12 protein-coding genes, 1 pseudogene and 1 riboswitch are annotated in these 17,302 nt (G+C 64.1%); of the genes and pseudogenes, 7 read left to right on the forward strand and 6 right to left on the reverse strand.

Translation table 11 applies throughout. The features are described 5' to 3' along the window. Positions 1–224 precede the first annotated feature (224 nt). On the reverse strand, positions 225–3,515 hold the full coding sequence (locus FRZ40_RS28325) for an adenylate/guanylate cyclase domain-containing protein (RefSeq protein WP_147236313.1): 3,291 nt from the start codon (positions 3,513–3,515) through the stop codon (positions 225–227). A gap of 69 nt (positions 3,516–3,584) precedes the next feature. Here FRZ40_RS28325 and FRZ40_RS28330 point away from each other — a divergent pair. Both FRZ40_RS28330 and FRZ40_RS28335 read left to right on the forward strand, forming a co-directional pair. Continuing rightward, positions 3,585–4,728: pseudogene (locus FRZ40_RS28330) on the forward strand (MFS transporter); the annotation flags it as partial. A 533-nt stretch (positions 4,729–5,261) separates the two neighbouring features. Further along, entirely contained in the window at positions 5,262–5,543 is a 282-nt protein-coding gene (locus FRZ40_RS28335) for a YodC family protein (protein ID WP_035541857.1), read from the forward strand. A gap of 91 nt (positions 5,544–5,634) precedes the next feature. Here FRZ40_RS28335 and FRZ40_RS28340 read toward each other — a convergent pair whose 3' ends face one another. Beyond that, positions 5,635–6,267 (reverse strand): LysE family translocator, encoded by a 633-nt coding sequence (locus FRZ40_RS28340; protein ID WP_147236314.1) that lies wholly within the window; start codon positions 6,265–6,267, stop codon positions 5,635–5,637. A gap of 53 nt (positions 6,268–6,320) precedes the next feature. Next, positions 6,321–6,441: riboswitch (ZMP/ZTP riboswitch) on the reverse strand. Positions 6,442–6,487: 46 nt separating this feature from the next. After that, positions 6,488–6,805: a DMT family transporter gene (locus FRZ40_RS28345; RefSeq protein ID WP_147236315.1), complete on the reverse strand. Its 318-nt coding sequence runs from the start codon at positions 6,803–6,805 to the stop codon at positions 6,488–6,490. Positions 6,806–6,881: 76 nt separating this feature from the next. Here FRZ40_RS28345 and FRZ40_RS28350 point away from each other — a divergent pair, with 76 nt between their 5' ends. Next, complete coding sequence (locus tag FRZ40_RS28350; RefSeq protein WP_028366497.1) at positions 6,882–7,301, forward strand: winged helix-turn-helix transcriptional regulator; 420 nt, start codon at positions 6,882–6,884, stop codon at positions 7,299–7,301. A gap of 16 nt (positions 7,302–7,317) precedes the next feature. Here FRZ40_RS28350 and FRZ40_RS28355 read toward each other — a convergent pair whose 3' ends face one another. After that, positions 7,318–8,472 (reverse strand): epoxide hydrolase family protein, encoded by a 1,155-nt coding sequence (locus FRZ40_RS28355; protein WP_147236316.1) that lies wholly within the window; start codon positions 8,470–8,472, stop codon positions 7,318–7,320. Positions 8,473–8,508: 36 nt separating this feature from the next. Further along, positions 8,509–8,817: a superinfection immunity protein gene (locus tag FRZ40_RS28360; RefSeq protein ID WP_028366495.1), complete on the reverse strand. Its 309-nt coding sequence runs from the start codon at positions 8,815–8,817 to the stop codon at positions 8,509–8,511. Positions 8,818–8,987: 170 nt separating this feature from the next. Between FRZ40_RS28360 and FRZ40_RS28365 the strand changes: the two genes are divergently transcribed. From FRZ40_RS28365 to FRZ40_RS28375, 3 genes are all read left to right on the forward strand, one after another. Next, a complete protein-coding gene (locus FRZ40_RS28365; RefSeq protein WP_028366493.1) occupies positions 8,988–10,460 on the forward strand; it encodes a M20 family metallopeptidase in 1,473 nt (490 codons plus the stop codon). A gap of 98 nt (positions 10,461–10,558) precedes the next feature. Next, complete coding sequence (locus FRZ40_RS28370) at positions 10,559–11,665, forward strand: malate/lactate/ureidoglycolate dehydrogenase (RefSeq protein WP_147236317.1); 1,107 nt, start codon at positions 10,559–10,561, stop codon at positions 11,663–11,665. 463 nt (positions 11,666–12,128) lie between these two features. Beyond that, complete coding sequence (locus tag FRZ40_RS28375) at positions 12,129–13,007, forward strand: crotonase/enoyl-CoA hydratase family protein (RefSeq protein WP_028366491.1); 879 nt, start codon at positions 12,129–12,131, stop codon at positions 13,005–13,007. Between the two features lie 212 nt (positions 13,008–13,219). Here the strand turns inward: FRZ40_RS28375 and pdeR are convergent, their stop codons facing one another. Continuing rightward, positions 13,220–15,223, reverse strand: a complete 2,004-nt coding sequence (gene pdeR, locus FRZ40_RS28380; protein ID WP_028366490.1) for a cyclic di-GMP phosphodiesterase — start codon at positions 15,221–15,223, stop codon at positions 13,220–13,222. Positions 15,224–15,602: 379 nt separating this feature from the next. On the opposite strand from pdeR, the gene treA reads away from it, so the two are divergent. Continuing rightward, on the forward strand, positions 15,603–17,270 hold the full coding sequence (gene treA, locus FRZ40_RS28385; RefSeq protein ID WP_147236826.1) for an alpha,alpha-trehalase TreA: 1,668 nt from the start codon (positions 15,603–15,605) through the stop codon (positions 17,268–17,270). Positions 17,271–17,302 lie beyond the last annotated feature (32 nt).

A 17,302-nucleotide genomic window follows, 5' to 3' on the forward strand; every position in this document is an offset into this window, starting at 1 on the left:
CGGGCGGAGTGGCGCGCGAGGTAGCGTGTTTCTCGCAGGCGTCCGGTGGGTTAGTGGCGCCAATTTAGAGCCTGAGCCGCGTTCCCCTCAATGGACAGAGACAACGTTCACCAGGACAAAACGTGCATTGCGATGGTTGTCGAATGACCGACTTAATCCAGGCGTCATCCGCTTTCTGGCGTAAAGAAAATGGGCAGCGGCCACAGAACGTGTCGCAGGTCGCCTCAGGCAAGCGCTGCGTCGACAGCACGCAGGAAGCCGTTGAATCCGGCATCGGCGACGGCTGCACGCACGCGTTCGAGTTCGCGGCGTGCATCGCGGGAGGCCGGGGCGAGTTGCATGGCCGCCAGCGCACGTCCACGCGCTGCAAACAGTTGCGCCCACGGCAGCGGTTCCCGTTGCGTGTAGCGGTCCAGCGCTTCGACATAGCGCAATACGCCAGCGGCATCGCGGACCCACAACATCGCCTCGATTGCATCGCGGTAAAACCAGAGATGGTTGTGCCCGACGGCACCACGGCGCAGCAATTCCACGCCCTCTTCGAGCAGTTGCAAGCGTGCCGCGTCGTCATCGACAGCGCGGCTCAGCGCGCTCAGCGCCTTCGGCGCGCTGAATTGCATGCCGACATCGCGGCATAGTTCGAGCGCGGCCCGCAACGTCCGCGCGGCTTCTGTCCGTTGTCCGCTGTCGAGCAGCAGGCGCCCCTCGATCTCCATGTTCTGCGCCTCGAAGCGGCGCGCGCCGAGTTGCCGGATCAGCCGCCGTTCCTGTTCGAGATGCACGCGTGTCGCTTCGATGTCGCCCATTTCGCAGCACGCGAAAGCGCCCAGCGTTTCGCACAACATCTGCGCACGAGGCTGCCCGACGAGCGCCGCCTCGCGCGACGCGTCGACGGCATCGTCCCGCGCCTCTCGCGCCTCGTTGAGGTAGATGCGGCTGAAGCCCTTCATCGAACGGTTGGCCACCTCGATGCGGCCAAATCCGTGCTCGCGGCTCAGCGCCACGCAACGGCTGAAGTAGTCGAACGCGGAGCGCATGCGGCCTTGCGCGTAGGCCGCGTCAGCAAGGCCGCCTAGCGCACGTGCTTCCGCTTCCGGCAGCCCCAGACGGCGAGCATGGGCGAGCCCGCGCTCATGCTCGACCCGGCAATCGTCGATGCGGCCGAGCGGAAAGAGTATGTTGCCGCGCAGATGATGCAGGCGCGCCAGTTCGCTGATCCCGTTCTCGCGTTCGGCCGTCTTCTGTGCGGCATCGAGCAGCGCGAGCGCTTCTGTCAGGCCCTCGTTGACGCGCAGTCCCTCCGCGAGCCCGAGCTGCGCGATGCATAAAGCCGTGTCGTCGGGCGCGATCGCGGCAGCGGCCCGGTATGTTGCAATCGATGCCTCGATGTCGCCCAGATCGCGCTGCAGCTCGCCCTTGAAGCACGTCAGCGCGTGCCGGTCGATGGGTGTCTGCGCAACCTCCAGTCCCCGCTCGACCAGTTGCAGCGCCGACTCCGTGAAACGGGCCGCGCACTGCGTCATCGCTGCGACGAGACAGGCGTGCGCGGCACGCTCATCTTCCGCCCGATCCAGATGCTGCGCGTGAAGCACGGCATCGCTGTCGGCAAACCATTCGGCGGCGCGCCGGTGCAGTTCGCGCCGCCGCGTGCGCAGAAGCGTCGAATAGGCGCTCTCCTGGATCAGTGCATGAGCGAACAAAAAGTCTTCGCCTTCCGGTAACACGAGTGCGTTTTCAACCAGCCTGTCACAGCTATAGTCGGGCTGCTCGATAAGATGCCTCAACAGCGCAACGCCAAAGCGCTGGCCGATCACGGACGCCGCCTGGAACGCGAGCCGGTCGGGCTGCGCGAGCCGGTCCATGCGTGCGAGCACGAGGCTCTGGATCGACGCAGGCACTGCCTCGCTGCTGCCTTCCTCGGCGTTGTGCAGGAGTTGTTCGAGGAACAGCGGATTGCCGTCCGCCCGTTCTATGCAGGCGAGCGCGACACGCTGTGTCGCATCGATGAAATTGCCTGCCAGGGTCAGCGCTTCGTCGCGCCGCAGCGGACCGAGATCGATTGTCGCGAGCGGCGTGTCGCGTAGACGCGCGCGCCACGCAGCATCGAGCGGGTCGCCTTCGGCACGCGAGGTCAGCACCAGCAGCCCGGCGCCGCTCGCCATGCCCGACGCAAACGCCGCGAGATAGCCGAGCACCTGCACATCGGCCCAATGCAGGTCTTCGACCAGCAACATGATGGACCCGCGCCGGCACGCATCAGCCGTCAGCGCCGCCACGACCGCCTGCTTGCCGCGCTTGCGCGCCGTATGATCCATCGCGTCATGGAGAGTGAGCCATTCTCCCGTTTGCGGCAGATCGAGCAGGTCGTGCAGAAACACGCGCTCCCCGGTGCCGATGACATGTTCAGCCACCAGGCGTTCGGCGGCTTCGAGTCGCTCGTCGTTCATGGACGACGCTGACAGGCCGAGCAGGCTGTCGATGATCGCGCGCACGGGGTCCTGTCCCTTGCCGACGCCGAAGTCGAGCACGAGCCCCCGGTGTACCGCAAAACCCTGTGCCTGCGCGAAGACGCGCATCTCGTTGACGAGTCGCGTCTTGCCGATGCCCGCATCGCCGCGCACATACACGACGTGGCCGGCGCGTTGTTCGAGACAGGTTCGGGCGATGCCGTGGAACTGTTCCAGTTCGGCCTTCCGTCCGACGAATTGGCTGCGGCTCGCGCGGCTTGGCTCGCGCGCGACGCTGCACAGTCTCCAGACGCGCACGGGCGCGTTGATGCCCTTGAAGTGCCTCTCGCCCAACGATTCGCAGGTGGCGTTTTCGCCCAGCGCTCGCTGTACGCCATCGGACAGCAATGTCTGCCCCGCGGTCGCAGCCGCGACGAGCCGCGCTGCCAGGTTCACGGAATCGCCATGCACCGTATAGTCGAGCACATCGGCGCGGCCGACGGCGCCCGCTACCACCTCGCCGCTCGCAATGCCGATATGCGCCTGCAACGGGTGCGCGCTTTTGGCGCTGAGATGCGCGAGCGCATCGTGGATATCGAGCGCAGCGCGGGCGGCACGCAGCGGATCGGTCTCATGTGCGCGCGGCGCTCCGAACAGTGCCATCACCGCGTCGCCGATGTGTTTGTCGACCGTGCCGCCATAGGCGAGCAAGATGCCGTCGACCAGCGATGTGAAGCGGCCGATCATCTCGCGCAACTCTTCGGGATCGAGCAGTTGGGAAAGCGCCGTGTAACCGCACAGATCGGCGAATAGAATGGTGACCTGTCTGCGATCGTCGGCGGGCGGCGCGACGAGTGGCTTTGGCTTTGCGCCCGACGTCAAAGTGGTTCGTTCGGCAATCGCCGCGAGCAGGCGCTTGCGATGTCCTAGCGACTGGACGCCGAGTTCCTTCAGATCCGCGTCGGTCAGATCGGGCAGAATCGCGAGCTCGATGTCGTTGTCCGCGAACGCCCGCGCGTATTGGTCGAGGCCAAGTCCGCCCAGCCATTGTTCGATATCCATCGTCATTGCCGGAAGCCCAGGAGCTGTTTCGTCGCTATCCCGATTCGTAGTGTAGGCGCTGGCCCGCGTAATGGCGGACGGCGGCGCATGTTCATGACGGGGATGGCGGGCTTCGTCGTCGCATCGGCGTTATGCGGTTTCGCGCCGAATGGCCACGTGCTCGTGATCGCGCATCGTGCAGGGTATGGAGGCCTCGGTGATGGCGCCGCAGGTGCTCGCAACCGTGCGCGCCGTCGTGCCGCCGCATCAGCAGACGCGTGTGATGGGCTTTTATGGCTTCGTGTTCGGTCTCGACTGGCGAGCGATCTTTCTGATCAACGTTCCCGTGGGGATTCTGGCGTTCGTGGGCGCGTGGAAGTTCGTGCCGGAGAACCAGCCCGAGACGCGCGAGGGCGTCGATCTGAAGGGCGTGGCCTTGCTGTCGCTGGTGTTGATGCTGCTGATCTATCCGATGACGCATGGCCGCGAAGCCGGCTGGCCCTGGTGGACCTTCGCGATGTTCGCGCTCGCCGTGCCCGCGCTGGCCGCGTTCATCGCCACCGAGCGCCAGGTCGAGCGCAGCGGCGGCAGTCCGCTCGTCGATCTGCAACTGTTCCGCAACCCCGCTTTTTCGACGGGGCTTGTGCTCGCGTTCCTGTTCTATTGCAACAGCGCGTTCTTCCTGACCTACGGCATCTATCTGCAGACGGGCCTGCACTGGACGCCGCTGCAATCCGGTCTCGCGATCATGCCGTTCGCGCTCGGCTTTGTCGCCGGGCCGCTGACGTCGCCCGCCGTCGTGCGGCAGATCGGCGCGCACGTGCTGACGCCAGGCTTTTCGATGATGGCCGTCGGGTTTTCGGTCACCGGCTGGGCCGCGACGCACGCGGCGCCCGGCACGCTCTTCTATGCAGGACTCGTGTTCGCCGGCGTCGGGCAAGGACTTGTGCTGCCGTCGATCATGCGCATCGTGCTCGGCGAAATCGAGCCGTCGAAAGCAGCGCTCGCGTCGGGCGTCGTGACGTCGACGCTGCAGATCGGCTCGGCATTCGGCACGGCGGCGATCAGCGGCGCGTTCTTCGGCGCGCTGTCGGCGCATGCATCGGCGGCGGGCTACGCGTACGCGTTCCAGCGCAGTCTCGCGATCAACGCGGTGCTGATGGTGGCCTGCATTGCACTCAGCGCGACGCCGGTGCGCCATCAACAGCGCGCTTATCGGCGTGCGATCAAAGCGGCTTAGGGAAAATCCCGAGCCGCTGCATTTTTGTCATTCGCCAGAACAAAAACACGCGTGAAAATCGTCCGATAACGTTTCCAATGCTCACAGTCTTACTATTCGGACGGGGAGTCATGGCGCATCGCAACTGATTTTCCCGTTCAGCAGTGATGCGCTTATTCACAGATGGCGCCGATTATCTCGGACGCACCGGCTTTAAATCCGCGTTAACTCGCAGAATGTCACCGGTATGACAGCGGGTGGTCGGCCGTATCGACGTATACCCGATGCCGCCGGCCTAAACTTCTGCTGTCCTCATGCTGCGCGACAACATGACGCCTTTACCAGAAGGCGATTCCAGCACTAAACAATAACGAACGAACGTTCGGGATATACACGCTTCTATTCCACTTTTGCTGAAAACGCTTCCAATAAAAAATACTTGCTGACGAAATATTCGATTGTTAATCTTCGTCCACTCTATTAATTCCGTTGGACCGCGGTGCGTTTATGGCAGTGAATTTTCAGCCAGCCTAATGCTTATAACGGGGACATCCATGCTGACTGCTACTTTCGACGCATTTGATACGACGCAACAAACGGTGCAAATCAATGTCGGGGACGTGGTGACGCTCAAAGCGGGCGGCTCGCGTATGACGGTGACGTATGTTGGGCCGGTTGCCCGTAAAGCGGGTGAATGGCTCGTTTGCCAATGGTTCGACGACCAGGGTGAACTGCGTCAGGAAACGTTCGCGCCGGTGGACGTGCGGCTTCAGCCGCGTTCGATTCCGGCGGGCTCGGTGCATTTGCGCAAATTCGTTCGCATCGTTTCGCCTTGAACGCGACGACGCGCCAGAAGGCGCCTTCGCACGCTTCTTTCTACGCTTTCATGACAGACGCCGGGTGCATCAGCCAGCCCGGCGTCGTGCTTTAGCGCCGCGCTTCCGTCGCCATTCTCACGGCGAGACCGGCGAGCACGGTGCCCATCAGCCAGCGCTGAACGAGGAGCCACGTCGGCTTGCGCGCGAGAAACACGGCAATCGATCCCGCCGTCATCGCGACCGTCGAGTTGACGGAAATGCTCAATACGATCTGAATCGCGCCGAATATCAGCGACTGCCCGAGCACGCTGCCGTGTTGCGGATCGATGAACTGCGGCAGCAGCGACAGATACAGCACCGCGATTTTCGGATTCAGCAGATTCGTGACGAAGCCCATCGTGAAGAGCTTGCGCGGGCTGTCGACGGGCAGGTCGCGCACCTGGAACGGCGAGCGTCCGCCCGGCTTCACCGCCTGCCACGCGAGATACAGCAGATAGAGCGCGCCGCCGAAGCGGAGCGCGTCGTACGCGAACGGCACGGCGAGCAGCAGCGCGGTGATGCCGAACGCCGCGCAGAACATGTAGACCACGAAGCCGAGTGCGACGCCGCCGAGCGAAATCAGGCCGGCCGTGCGGCCCTGGCAGATCGAGCGCGAGATCAGATAGACCATGTTGGGCCCCGGCGTGAGCGCCATGCCGAGCGCGACGAGGGCGAATGCAAGCAGATGGGACGTGTGAGGCATTGCGTGAGCTCCGTGTGAAGGAATACCGGTTGAAGGTACCGGTCGAAGAATCGCAGCAAGGCCCAGGCGCGCGGCTCGAACGGGGCATCGCCTGCAAGAAGAACGGCGATGCGGTCCGGTTCGCGTTCCCCGGTGGTGATCCACCTCGATTGAGCGCCAGTCACGCGAACCGTGCGATTGTTGCGTACGGCCCGCGCGGACGCCAGAGACAAAAGCGGCGCTAGCCGTCGATACACTTGAGCGCGGCGGCCGCCGCGACGATCAGCACCATGCACGCGATACGCGGCGCCGACACGGGGTCGCCGAACAGCACGATACCGAGCAGCGTGATGCCCAGCGAACCGATGCCCGTCCACACCACATAGGCGGTGCCCGCAGGCAGATGCTTCATCGCGAGCGTGAGCAGGAAGACGCTCGCGAGCGCAGCCGCCACGCCGCCGACGCTCGGCCACAAGCGCGTCAAGCCGTTCGCGTACTTGAGCGAGAGGCCCATCAGGATTTCCACGACGCTTGCAGCCAGCAGGATTAACCACGCCATCACTACCTCCATTTGAAGAATGGAGGCAGCGTAGAGGTATAGTCAGCCGCTGCCCATTACGCACCTTCTGGTAACCATGTCATTGCCCGCGCCCGCTCATTCCGCCGCTGCCGCGAACGCAGCGGAACACACTGGCAACGTATTCGACGAGGCCTGTTCGTCGCGGCTCGCGCTCGAACTGATCGCGAGCAAATGGACGCTGCTGATCCTGCCCGCGCTGCAGGACGGGCCGATGCGCAACAACGCGCTGCTGCGCAGAACAGGCGGCATTTCGCAGAAGGTGCTGTCGCAGACGTTGCGCGAACTCGAGCGCAACGGGCTCGTGATTCGCGAGGTGCGCGGGACGAAGCCGTTGCATGTCGAGTATCGCTTGAGCGCGCTGGGTGTGTCGCTGAGCGACGCGCTCGTCACGCTCGACCGCTGGGCCGAAACGCATGGCGGCGCGCTCGACGCCGCGCGCGAGCGCTACGACGCGTCGGCGCAGTCGCGTCGGTAGCGGGGCTGCGAGCGCCTCACTTGCGCAGAGGCCGGAAGAAGCGCCGGATCTCTTCAGCGAGCAGCGCGGGCTGTTCCATCGCGGCGAAATGCCCGCCGCGCGGCATGTCGGCGAATTGCGTGACGTTGAACACGCGCTCGATCCACGAGCGCGGCGGCTGGCTGATTTCCTTCGGAAAGCGTGCGAAGCCGAGCGGCGGCGCAACGCGCTGGCCCGGCTCGAAACGCAGCGGCCGAGCGCGCGTTTCCGCATAGAGCCGCATCGACGAACCGATGGTTTGCGTATGCCAGTACAGCGAGAGATCGGTGAGCAGCTGATCCTTCGAAAACACGCGCTCGATGTCGCCGTCGCAATCGCTCCACGCGCGAAACTTCTCGACGATCCACGCGGCGAGACCGGCCGGCGAATCGTTCAGCGCGACGGCTGCCGTGTTCGGCTTCGTCGCGTGCATGTGCGCGTACGCGCCTTCGCCATCCGCGAACACGGCTTTCGATGCGAGGAAATCGCGCTCGTCCTGCGTGACGGACGGATCGTCGGGCGCGACGCCCGGTGCATACGAACCCGGCAGGAAGTTGAGATGAATGCCGTCGACGTGCTGCGCATGATTCGCGGCCAGCGCGATCGATACGGCCGCGCCCAGATCGCCGCCTTGCGCGCCGAAGCGTTCGTAGCCGAGGCCGCGCATCAGTTCGACCCACAGATCGGCGATCGCGAACACCGACATGCCCGGCTTCGCGGGGCGCTCGGAAAAGCCGTAGCCGGGCATCGACGGCACGACGACATCGAACGCATCGGCGGGGTCCGCGCCGAACGACGCGGGGTCGCATAGCTGCGGCACCAGTTCCTCGAACTCGATGAACGAGCCGGGCCAGCCATGCGTGATGACGAGCGGGTAGGGCTTCGGACCGATGCCGCGCCGGTGCACGAAGTGCACGCCGAGTCCGCCCGTCTGCGCGACGAACTGCGGCGTCTGATTGAGGCGTGCTTCCGTCGCGCGCCAGTCGTAGGCGCCCGCCCAATAATCGACGAGGTCGCGCAGATAGTTCAGGTCGACGCCGAGCGCCCACGGCGCGCTGTCGAACGCATCGGGCCAGCGCGTTTGCTTGAGCCGCGTCTTGAGCGCGTCGAGTTCGAAGTCGGCGATCGAAATCTGGAACGGCGTGATGTGCATGGGCTTTGTCCGTTGTCGTTGAGCGTATGAACCGCGCTATTTGGGCGGGCGGTTGCGCGACTCGCGCATCTGGACGCGTTCGCCCAGCATCTTCGTAAAGGTTTTCATGCTGATGACACGCCGCGAGCGGACCACGTCGCCTTCCAGATTGACGGGCGGATTCGGCTGAAACGCCCAGTACAGCGCAGCCAGCCAGCCGAACACCGTCCAGCCCATGCACGCGTTGAACAGCGCGATGGTCAGCATGTCGTAGCGCTTGCGGCGATCGGCGATGATGGACGGCAGGAAGTACAGCCCCAGCGCGGCCACGGTCGCCACGCCTTGAACGACGATGTTGTTACCCATCGAAGCCTCCCCAGGCGCATTGCTTGTCCGTCCATTGTCGCGCGAACGGCCCATATCCGCTTGCGGTGCTGAAGGCTGATTGCAAGCCTCCTGGCATGGTTCGCACGAATTCGGCAACGTGGGCCATAGGGTCTATCATGTGCGTTTCGACTGCACCGGATAGGGCCATCATGATCTCCGACGAAACCCAACAGGATCAAAGCCAGGCTCAAAAGCTGAACCACGACACACTGCGCGAATTCGTCGATCGCAAATGGAACGATGAGATCGTGCCGGCGCTCACCGACTACATCGCCGTGCCCGCCAAGAGCCCGGCCTTCGATGCCGACTGGGAGAAGCACGGCTACATCGAGCGCGTCATCACGGAAGCCGCGAAGTGGGCCGAGCAGCAGCCCGTGCGCGGACTGAAGCTCGAGATCGTCCGCTTGCCGGGCCGCACGCCCGTGATCTTCTTCGAATCGCCCGCCACGCGTTCGGGCAGCACGGAAACGATCGTGCTGTACGGCCACCTCGACAAACAGCCCGAGTTCGACGGCTGGCGCAACGACCTCGGGCCGTGGACGCCGAAACTCGAAGACGGCAAGCTCTACGGCCGCGGCGGCGCGGACGACGGCTATGCGATCTACGCGAGCGTCACCGCGCTGGCTGCGCTCGACGCGCAAGGCATCGAACGGCCGCGCTGCGTCGGCCTGATCGAAACCTGCGAGGAGTCGGGCAGCTACGATCTGCTGCCGTATGTCGACGCACTGCGCGAGCGGCTCGGCAAGGTCGGCCTCGTCGTGTGCCTCGACTCGGGTGCGGGCAATTACGACCAGCTGTGGCTGACCACGTCGCTGCGCGGCCTCGTGTCGGGCGACCTCGAAGTGCAGGTGCTCGACGAAGGCATTCATTCAGGCGGCTACGGCGGCATTGCGCCGTCGAGCTTCCGCATCATGCGCCAGATGTTCGAGCGTCTCGAAGACGCCGCCGACGGCACGCTGCTGCCGAAGGGCTTTCATTGCCCGGTGCCGCTCGATCGCCTGAGCGAAGCGGAAGCGACCGCGAAGATTCTCGGCGACGACGTATGGAAAAAACTGCCGTGGGCCTGCGGGCAGGACGGCGGCCCCGTGCTGCCGACCACCACCGACCCGAAAGAAGCGCTGCTCAATTCGACGTGGCGTCCGTCGCTGTCGGTGACGGGCGCGGCGGGTCTGCCGTCGCTCGCCGATGCGGGCAACGTGCTGCGTCCGCGCACGGCGTTCAAGCTGTCGCTGCGTCTGCCGCCCCTCGTCGATGCGGAACATGCGGTGCAGCAGCTGAAGTCGCTGCTCGAATTCGATCCGCCGTACAACGCGAAGGTCACCTTCAAGCCGGACGCGGGCGCCGCGACGGGCTGGAACGCGCCGGAACTCGCGCCGTGGCTCGGCACCGCGCTGAACGACGCGTCGCGTCAGCACTTCGGCGCGGATGTCGCGTTCATCGGGCAGGGCGGCACGATCCCGCTGATGAACGTGCTGAAGGCGGGCTTCCCGGCTTCGCAGTTCATGGTGTGCGGCGTGCTCGGGCCGAAGTCCAATGCGCACGGACCGAACGAGTTCCTGCACGTGCCGTACGGCAAGAAGCTGACGGCGTCCGTCGCCGAAGTGATTGCCGCTGCGCCCTGATACGCTCCGATACGTTCTGACAAGCGCTGCCTGCTGCACGGAAGGAGCCGCCCGGTTCCTTCCGCCGTCCACGCACGATCCCGAGAGCCCATCTTCGAATGAACGCCGCCACGACGTCTGCTCCCCGCATTCCCGCCCGTCAACTTCACGAATACGTGCGCGCAATCTGGGAGCAGGCGGGCAGTGCGCCGCGCGAAGCCCAGCTCGTCGCCGATCACCTCGTCGCGGCCAATCTGACGGGACACGATTCGCACGGCGTCGGCATGATTCCGCGCTATGTCGAGTCGCTGCGCGATCGGGAGCTGAAGCTGAACGGCCATGCGAGCGTCGTGAAGGACGTCGGCGCCGTGCTCACGATCGACGGCGGCAAAGGCTTCGGCCAGGTCGTCGCGCATGAAGCGATGGAGCACGGCATCGAGCGCGCGAAGAAGCTCGGCGTGTGCGCCGTCGCGCTGCGCAATGCGCACCACATCGGCCGGATCGGGCATTGGGCCGAGCAGTGCGCGAAGGCGGGTTTTGTGTCGTTCCACTTCGTCAACGTCGCGGGCGATCCGCTCGTCGCGCCGTTCGGCGGCGCGGACCGCCGCATCGGCACCAATCCGTTCTGTGCGGCCTTTCCGCGCGATGGCAAGGCGCCGCTCGTGCTCGACTTCGCGACGAGCGCCGTCGCGTACGGCAAGACGCGCGTCGCCTACAACCAGGGCAAAGAGGTGCCGCCGGGCTCGCTGATCGATCACGAGGGCAAGCCGACCGTCGATCCGACCGTCATGATGGAAGCACCGTTCGGCGCGCTGATGCCCGTGGGCGGGCAGGCGGGCGGCCACAAGGGCTTCGGCCTCGCGGCGATGTGCGAGATTTTCGGCGGCGCGCTGTCGGGCGGCTACACGACGCACGACGACACGCTGCAAAAGACCAATGCGATCATCAACTGCATGCTGTCGGTGATCGTCGATCCCGCCGCGTTCGACGCGCCCAACGCCGAGGCCGAAGCGGATGCGTTCGTCGAATGGGTGAAGGCGTCGCCGCTCGCCGCGGGCGCCGGGCACATCTACGCACCGGGCGAACCCGAACGCGTGACGCGTGCCGAGCGCGAGGCCAACGGCATTCCCGTCGACCCCGAGACCTGGCGGCAGATCCACGCGGCGGCGCTGGCGGCAGGTCTGCGGCAGGAGCAGGCCGACAGCTGGTTCGCGCGCCTGCGCTAACGCTCGACTGCCCGCCGCCGCGCGCATGTCGTTGCATGCGCATCGACATGCGCGCGTCACATGGCAAGCGCCGATTCGACACCACCAACCAGTTCTTCGGAACGCGGCATTCATGCCCGTTGGCGCTTTTTGCCGCTCATCGCCCCGATTCCACAAAAAATGCAATTGGAATAACCGTCGATTGCAATTAAAACGTTTGCGATTAATTCGCAAAAATTGAAACAGATATTCTAATTGCTGCTTTGCGCCCTCATTACGGGGCCGAAGAACGCGTATTTGAAGTTTTACCCTGGAGCGCAATCGTTTGCGCGAGCCGCGCCTGGCAACACGCCCGTCAAATGGGCGTCGCCATACTTATGACGAACTGCATGTTTCTGTTCGTTAGCCCCTCCTGGCGGATTCTGGTCTGTTTTAGGCTCCCATTGCTTCACCCAAGCGTTTAACTTCAAAAGGACCGTTCAAAATGAATCTGCAAAACCATCACGCCTGCCGTCCGTTTCTCGAAGCGGGCAAACTGTCGCAAATCGCCGCGTATTACGAAGAAGAGCGCAACATCATGTGGATGATGTTGCGCGCGCAACCGCGTCCGTGCTTCAACCTCGAACTCGTGCACGACATCCTCGAACTCGCGCGCGCCGCGCGCGAGTCCAATGTGCGCATCGATTTCTGGGTGACGGGCTCGCTGATTCCGACCATGTTCAACGTCGGCGGCGATCTCAGTTTCTTCGCCGACGCGATCCGCAGCGGGCGTCGCCAGGAACTGATGGCGTATGCGCGCGCCTGCGTCGATTGCGTGCACGCCGCGGCACGCGGTTTCGACACCGGCGCGATTTCGATTGCGATGGTGGAGGGCACGGCGCTCGGCGGCGGTTTCGAGGCGGCGCTCGCGCATCACTTCGTACTCGCGCAGAACGATGCGCGCATGGGCTTTCCGGAGATCGCGTTCAACCTGTTCCCGGGCATGGGAGGCTATTCGCTCGTCGCGCGCAAGGCGGGCATGCGTCTCGCGGAAGAGCTGATCGGCGGCGGCGAATCGCATACGGCGGAGTGGTTCGAGGCGCGCGGCCTCGTCGACCAGCTGTTCGAACCGGGCGACGCGTACCTCGCGACGCGCACCTTCATCGACACGCTGCGCCCCAAGCTCAACGGCATCCGCGCGATGGTGCGGGCGCGTCAGCGTGTGCTGCAGCTGTCGCGCGCCGAACTGATGGAAATTACGGAAGACTGGGTGCAGTCCGCCTTCACGATCGAGGAAAAGGATCTCGCGTTCATGGAGCGGCTGGTGATGCTGCAGAATCGCCGGGCGAGCAATCTGCGCCCGGCTGTCGTGAATGCTGCATGAAGGTTGCACGAGCATGAACGGGAATGATGTCCGATCGGCAGAACGCCCCCACGCATTGAAGTCATGCGCTCCGTCTGCACCCGTCAGGTTTTGATGCATCCATCAGCGTAGCAAACAGGCAACAAGGCAATACGCAGCATGCAATTCGCAGTCAGCCGTACGAGCAGTGGCCAGGCAGAGGATCTCCCGGGTCGAGAGAACCTTTCGGGGGTTCAGGCGATCAACCGGATCTTCTGCCTGTCATGCAGCCAGCGCTCGAAATCGGCAGCGGGCATCGGTTTGCCGTACAGGTAGCCCTGCACGTATTCGACGCCCAGTCCTTTCATGAACAGCTCCTCAGCCTCCGTCTCGATCCCTTCCGCCACCACCTGCAGTTGCAGCGCCTGCGCGACGGCCACCATCGAGCGCACCAGCGCCTGAGATTTCCGGTCCGCGTTGATCGAACTCACGAAGCTGCGGTCCAGCTTGATGACGTCGAGGGGAATGCGCCCCAGCTGCGACAGCGACGAATAGCCCGTGCCGAAATCGTCGAGATGAACCTGCGCGCCGAGATCGCGGAATTGCGTGATCAGGTCGATGGCAGCCGCTTCGTCTTCGATCAGGCAGCTTTCCGTCAATTCGATATCGAGCAGGCAGGGGTCCAGCTGCGCGCGCTCCAGCGCCTCGGTGAAGTGCGAGACGACGGCCGTATCCACCAGTTGCCGCGCCGACACATTGATCGCGACGCGCAGCGACAACCCGCGCGCCTTCCATTGCGCGGCCTGTTTGGCCGCCGTCTGCATGACCCAGCGGCCAAGCGGCCCGATGAGCCCCGACTCTTCCGCATAGCGGATGAACGCGGCGGGCATGATCTGCCCGCGTTCCGGCGAATTCCAGCGCACCAGCGCCTCGACGCCGTACACGGTGCCCGTCGCGAGCAACAGCTTCGGCTGATAGTGCAGCGTCAGTTGACCTTCTTCGAGCCCGCGCCGCAGGTTCGTGTCGAGCCACATGTACTCGGCCACCTTGCGGTTCATCTCCGGCGAGAACACGCGATAGGTGCGCTTGCCGTCGTCCTTGGCGACATACATGGCCGTGTCGGCGGCGCGGATCAGCGCTTCGAGGCTGTCGCCGTGCTCGGGGAACATCGCGATGCCGATCGAGCAGCCCGTGTACACCTCGACCAGCCCGAGGCTGAACGGCGTGCGCAGCCGCTCCAGAATGCGCTGCGCCATCGCTTCCATCGACGCAACCGAGGCGACGGGCGACAGCACGATGAACTCGTCGCCGCCGAGGCGCGCGAGCGTGTCGGCATCGGCGAGGCATTCGCGCACGGCCGACGACACATCCTGAATCAGCCGGTCGCCGAACACGTGGCCGTAGTGATCGTTGACCTTCTTGAAGTTGTCGAGATCGAGAAACAGGATGCCGACGGCATCGCCCGGTGCGGCGCCCGCGATGGCTGCCCGCGTCTTCTCGTGAATCGCGTTGCGGTTGGGCAGGCCCGTCAGGGAATCGGTATTTGCGAGTTCGGACAGACGGTCCTGGGCGCTGCGCTCTTTCGTGATGTCCGTGCCCGAGCAGATCAGGAACTGCTCGTCGACGCCGCTGCCGCTCATCACGAACTTGTTGCGAAAGAGAAAGAGGCGCTCGCCGTGCACGGTGCGCACGCGGCGCTCGACTTCGTATGCGACGCCTTCCTGAAAGAAGCCCGAGATGTTCTGGCTCGACGCCGCACCCGCTTCCGACGACATGAACAGCGCCCACACATTGCGCCCGATCACGTCTTCTTCCTTCATGCCCGTGAGTTCTTCGGCGAGCCGGTTGAAGCGCTGGATGCGGCCGGCGCGGTCGACGATCACGACGACGGAGTTCACTTCCGACACGACCTGTTCGGCGAACGACAGTCCATGCACGAGATCGCGCGCGACGGATTCCGTGTCTTCGTAGGCGGAAGCCGTGCCCGCCCAGGTGCTGCTATTGAGCTTCTTGCCGACGAGATGCAGACGTAGTGCTTCGCCGGACAGGCGCACGTCCATCGTCAGATGCGAGGTGACGCCCGTGAGGCGGCGGATCTGCGCGGCTTGTGCGCCGGACAGCGCAATCGCGACCGTGGCCGCGTCGTCTTCGGTTTCGGGCGTCAGTTCGAGCGCGTTGCTGTCGCTCGACAGACGCCAGCAGGGACTGGTCGTTCCGAAGCGGGCGAATAGCACCTGATCGTGTTGATCGTCGTTCATGAGTGGTCCACGGGCAAACTATGCCTCCAGTCGAGCTCCGGATACGACTACAGCACGCGGCGGCGACGGGTCTTGTTGACTGATTAGCTTCATTGTAACGAAGCGGCCTGACGTATGGCTCCGAATTGATTAACGACCTTCTAAAGACCTTTCTTTAACCAGAAAGCATATAAAAAAGATGCCTTTGCAGGACCGGCTTTGCAAACGTTCGCGCGCGATTGCGCACGTGCGTGCTGTTGTGCGATCCTCGTTCGGCGATACAAAAGCGCGACGGCAGACCAGACCGGTTGTCCACCTTTCCGAGGAGGGAGACATGAGGACGCTGTCGCAGTCGTTTTCGCTGCTGTTTCCGCTACCGTTTCCGCTGCCGTTTCCGTGTATGCGTGACGGTACGGTCGAGACGGATCATTCAAGCGCTTTATCTTTTCAATCGATACAGCCTGTACGCAGGCGACGCGCGGCGCGCGCCGTTGCGTTGTCGGGCTTCATGCTGTTCGCGGGCGCCTCGCCCTTCGCAAGCGCCGATACGCAAGTGGGCGGCACACTGCCGCCGCCGCCCGACAAGTTGTATGGCGACCTGTTCGTTGCCGTGCAGACCCAGCAGGTCTACGACGACCAGAAGACCTTCGTCGATGCGCTGCCCAAGACCGATCCCGCAACGATCCTGCAGGCGTATGACGCACAAAAGAACCAGCCGGATTTTTCGCTGAAGAACTTCGTCGACCAGTATTTCACGCCGCCTTCCGAGCCTGTCATCACGCCGCCGCCGAACCAGTCGCTGCGCGATCACATCAACTGGCTGTGGCCCGAACTCACGCGCACGACGACGAGCGCGCCCGATTACAGCTCGCTGATTCCGATGCCCAAATCGTATGTCGTGCCGGGCGGCCGCTTTCGCGAAGGCTACTACTGGGACACCTACTTTACGATGCTCGGTCTGCAGGAGTCGGGACACGAAGATCTCGTCGACAACATGCTCGACAACTTCGCGTACATGATCGACACGTATGGCCACATTCCGAATGGCAACCGCACGTACTATCTGAGCCGCTCCCAGCCGCCGTTCTTCTCGTACATGGTGGAGCTGGCCGCGAAGGTCGAAGGCGGGCGCGTGTATCAGAAGTATTTGCCGCAGATGCGCAAGGAATACGCGTACTGGATGCAGGGCGCGTCGGGCACGAAGCCCGGCGAGGCGACGCGCAACGTCGTCGTGCTGCCCGACCGGACCGTGCTCAACCGCTACTGGGATGAACTCGATACGCCGCGCGACGAGTCGTATCTCGAAGACGTGCAGACGGCACAGAAAGCGACAGGCCGCGCGCCGAACGAGGTCTATCGCGATCTGCGCGCGACGGCGGAGAGCGGCTGGGATTTCAGCTCTCGCTGGTTCGGCGACAACGCGAATCTCACGACCGTTCGCACTACTTCGATCATTCCCGTCGATCTGAACAGCCTGATGTTCCATCTCGAGACAACGATCGCGCGCGGCTGTTCGGAGGCGCGCGACTTCAGTTGTGTCGTGCAGTTCATCGGCAAGGCGGCGAAGCGTGCCGAGGGCATCAACCGGTACTTGTGGAACAGCAAGGGCTACTACGGCGACTACGACTGGAAGCTCGCGAAGCCGCGCGACAACCAGACGCCCGCAATGCTGTATCCGCTGTTCGCGGGCGCGGCGTGGCCCGATCGCGCGCACAAGACGGCGAACGTCGTCGCGGCGATATTGCTGAAGCCGGGCGGCCTGACGACCTCGACCTTCGAGACGGGCCAGCAATGGGATGCGCCGAACGGCTGGGCGCCGCTGCACTGGATCGCGATCGAAGGGCTCAGGCGTTATGGGCGCGGCGATCTCGCACAGCAGATCGGCACGCGCTTTCTCGCCGACGTGAAGAACGTCTACGCGAAAGAACAGAAGCTGGTCGAGAAGTATGTCGTCGAAGGAACGGGGACGGGCGGCGGAGGCGGCGGCGAGTATCCGTTGCAGGACGGCTTCGGCTGGACCAACGGCGTGACCCTCAAGCTGCTCGATCTGTACGCGCCCGGCGAATGATGCGCTAGCGCTGCGAGCGCTGCGCGGCCGAT

The organism is Paraburkholderia azotifigens (assembly GCF_007995085.1).
GTDB classification, from domain to species: Bacteria; Pseudomonadota; Gammaproteobacteria; order Burkholderiales; family Burkholderiaceae; genus Paraburkholderia; species Paraburkholderia azotifigens.

What these genes read in the sequence shown, in the direction of transcription:
- FRZ40_RS28325 (WP_147236313.1), bottom strand. Translation starts at nt 3,515, where the DNA reads ATGACGATGGATATCGAACAATGGCTGGGCGGACTTGGCCTCGACCAA.
- FRZ40_RS28335 (WP_035541857.1), top strand. Translation starts at nt 5,262, where the DNA reads ATGCTGACTGCTACTTTCGACGCATTTGATACGACGCAACAAACGGTG.
- FRZ40_RS28340 (WP_147236314.1), bottom strand. Translation starts at nt 6,267, where the DNA reads ATGCCTCACACGTCCCATCTGCTTGCATTCGCCCTCGTCGCGCTCGGC.
- FRZ40_RS28345 (WP_147236315.1), bottom strand. Translation starts at nt 6,805, where the DNA reads ATGGCGTGGTTAATCCTGCTGGCTGCAAGCGTCGTGGAAATCCTGATG.
- FRZ40_RS28350 (WP_028366497.1), top strand. Translation starts at nt 6,882, where the DNA reads ATGTCATTGCCCGCGCCCGCTCATTCCGCCGCTGCCGCGAACGCAGCG.
- FRZ40_RS28355 (WP_147236316.1), bottom strand. Translation starts at nt 8,472, where the DNA reads ATGCACATCACGCCGTTCCAGATTTCGATCGCCGACTTCGAACTCGAC.
- FRZ40_RS28360 (WP_028366495.1), bottom strand. Translation starts at nt 8,817, where the DNA reads ATGGGTAACAACATCGTCGTTCAAGGCGTGGCGACCGTGGCCGCGCTG.
- FRZ40_RS28365 (WP_028366493.1), top strand. Translation starts at nt 8,988, where the DNA reads ATGATCTCCGACGAAACCCAACAGGATCAAAGCCAGGCTCAAAAGCTG.
- FRZ40_RS28370 (WP_147236317.1), top strand. Translation starts at nt 10,559, where the DNA reads ATGAACGCCGCCACGACGTCTGCTCCCCGCATTCCCGCCCGTCAACTT.
- FRZ40_RS28375 (WP_028366491.1), top strand. Translation starts at nt 12,129, where the DNA reads ATGAATCTGCAAAACCATCACGCCTGCCGTCCGTTTCTCGAAGCGGGC.
- pdeR (WP_028366490.1), bottom strand. Translation starts at nt 15,223, where the DNA reads ATGAACGACGATCAACACGATCAGGTGCTATTCGCCCGCTTCGGAACG.
- treA (WP_147236826.1), top strand. Translation starts at nt 15,603, where the DNA reads ATGCGTGACGGTACGGTCGAGACGGATCATTCAAGCGCTTTATCTTTT.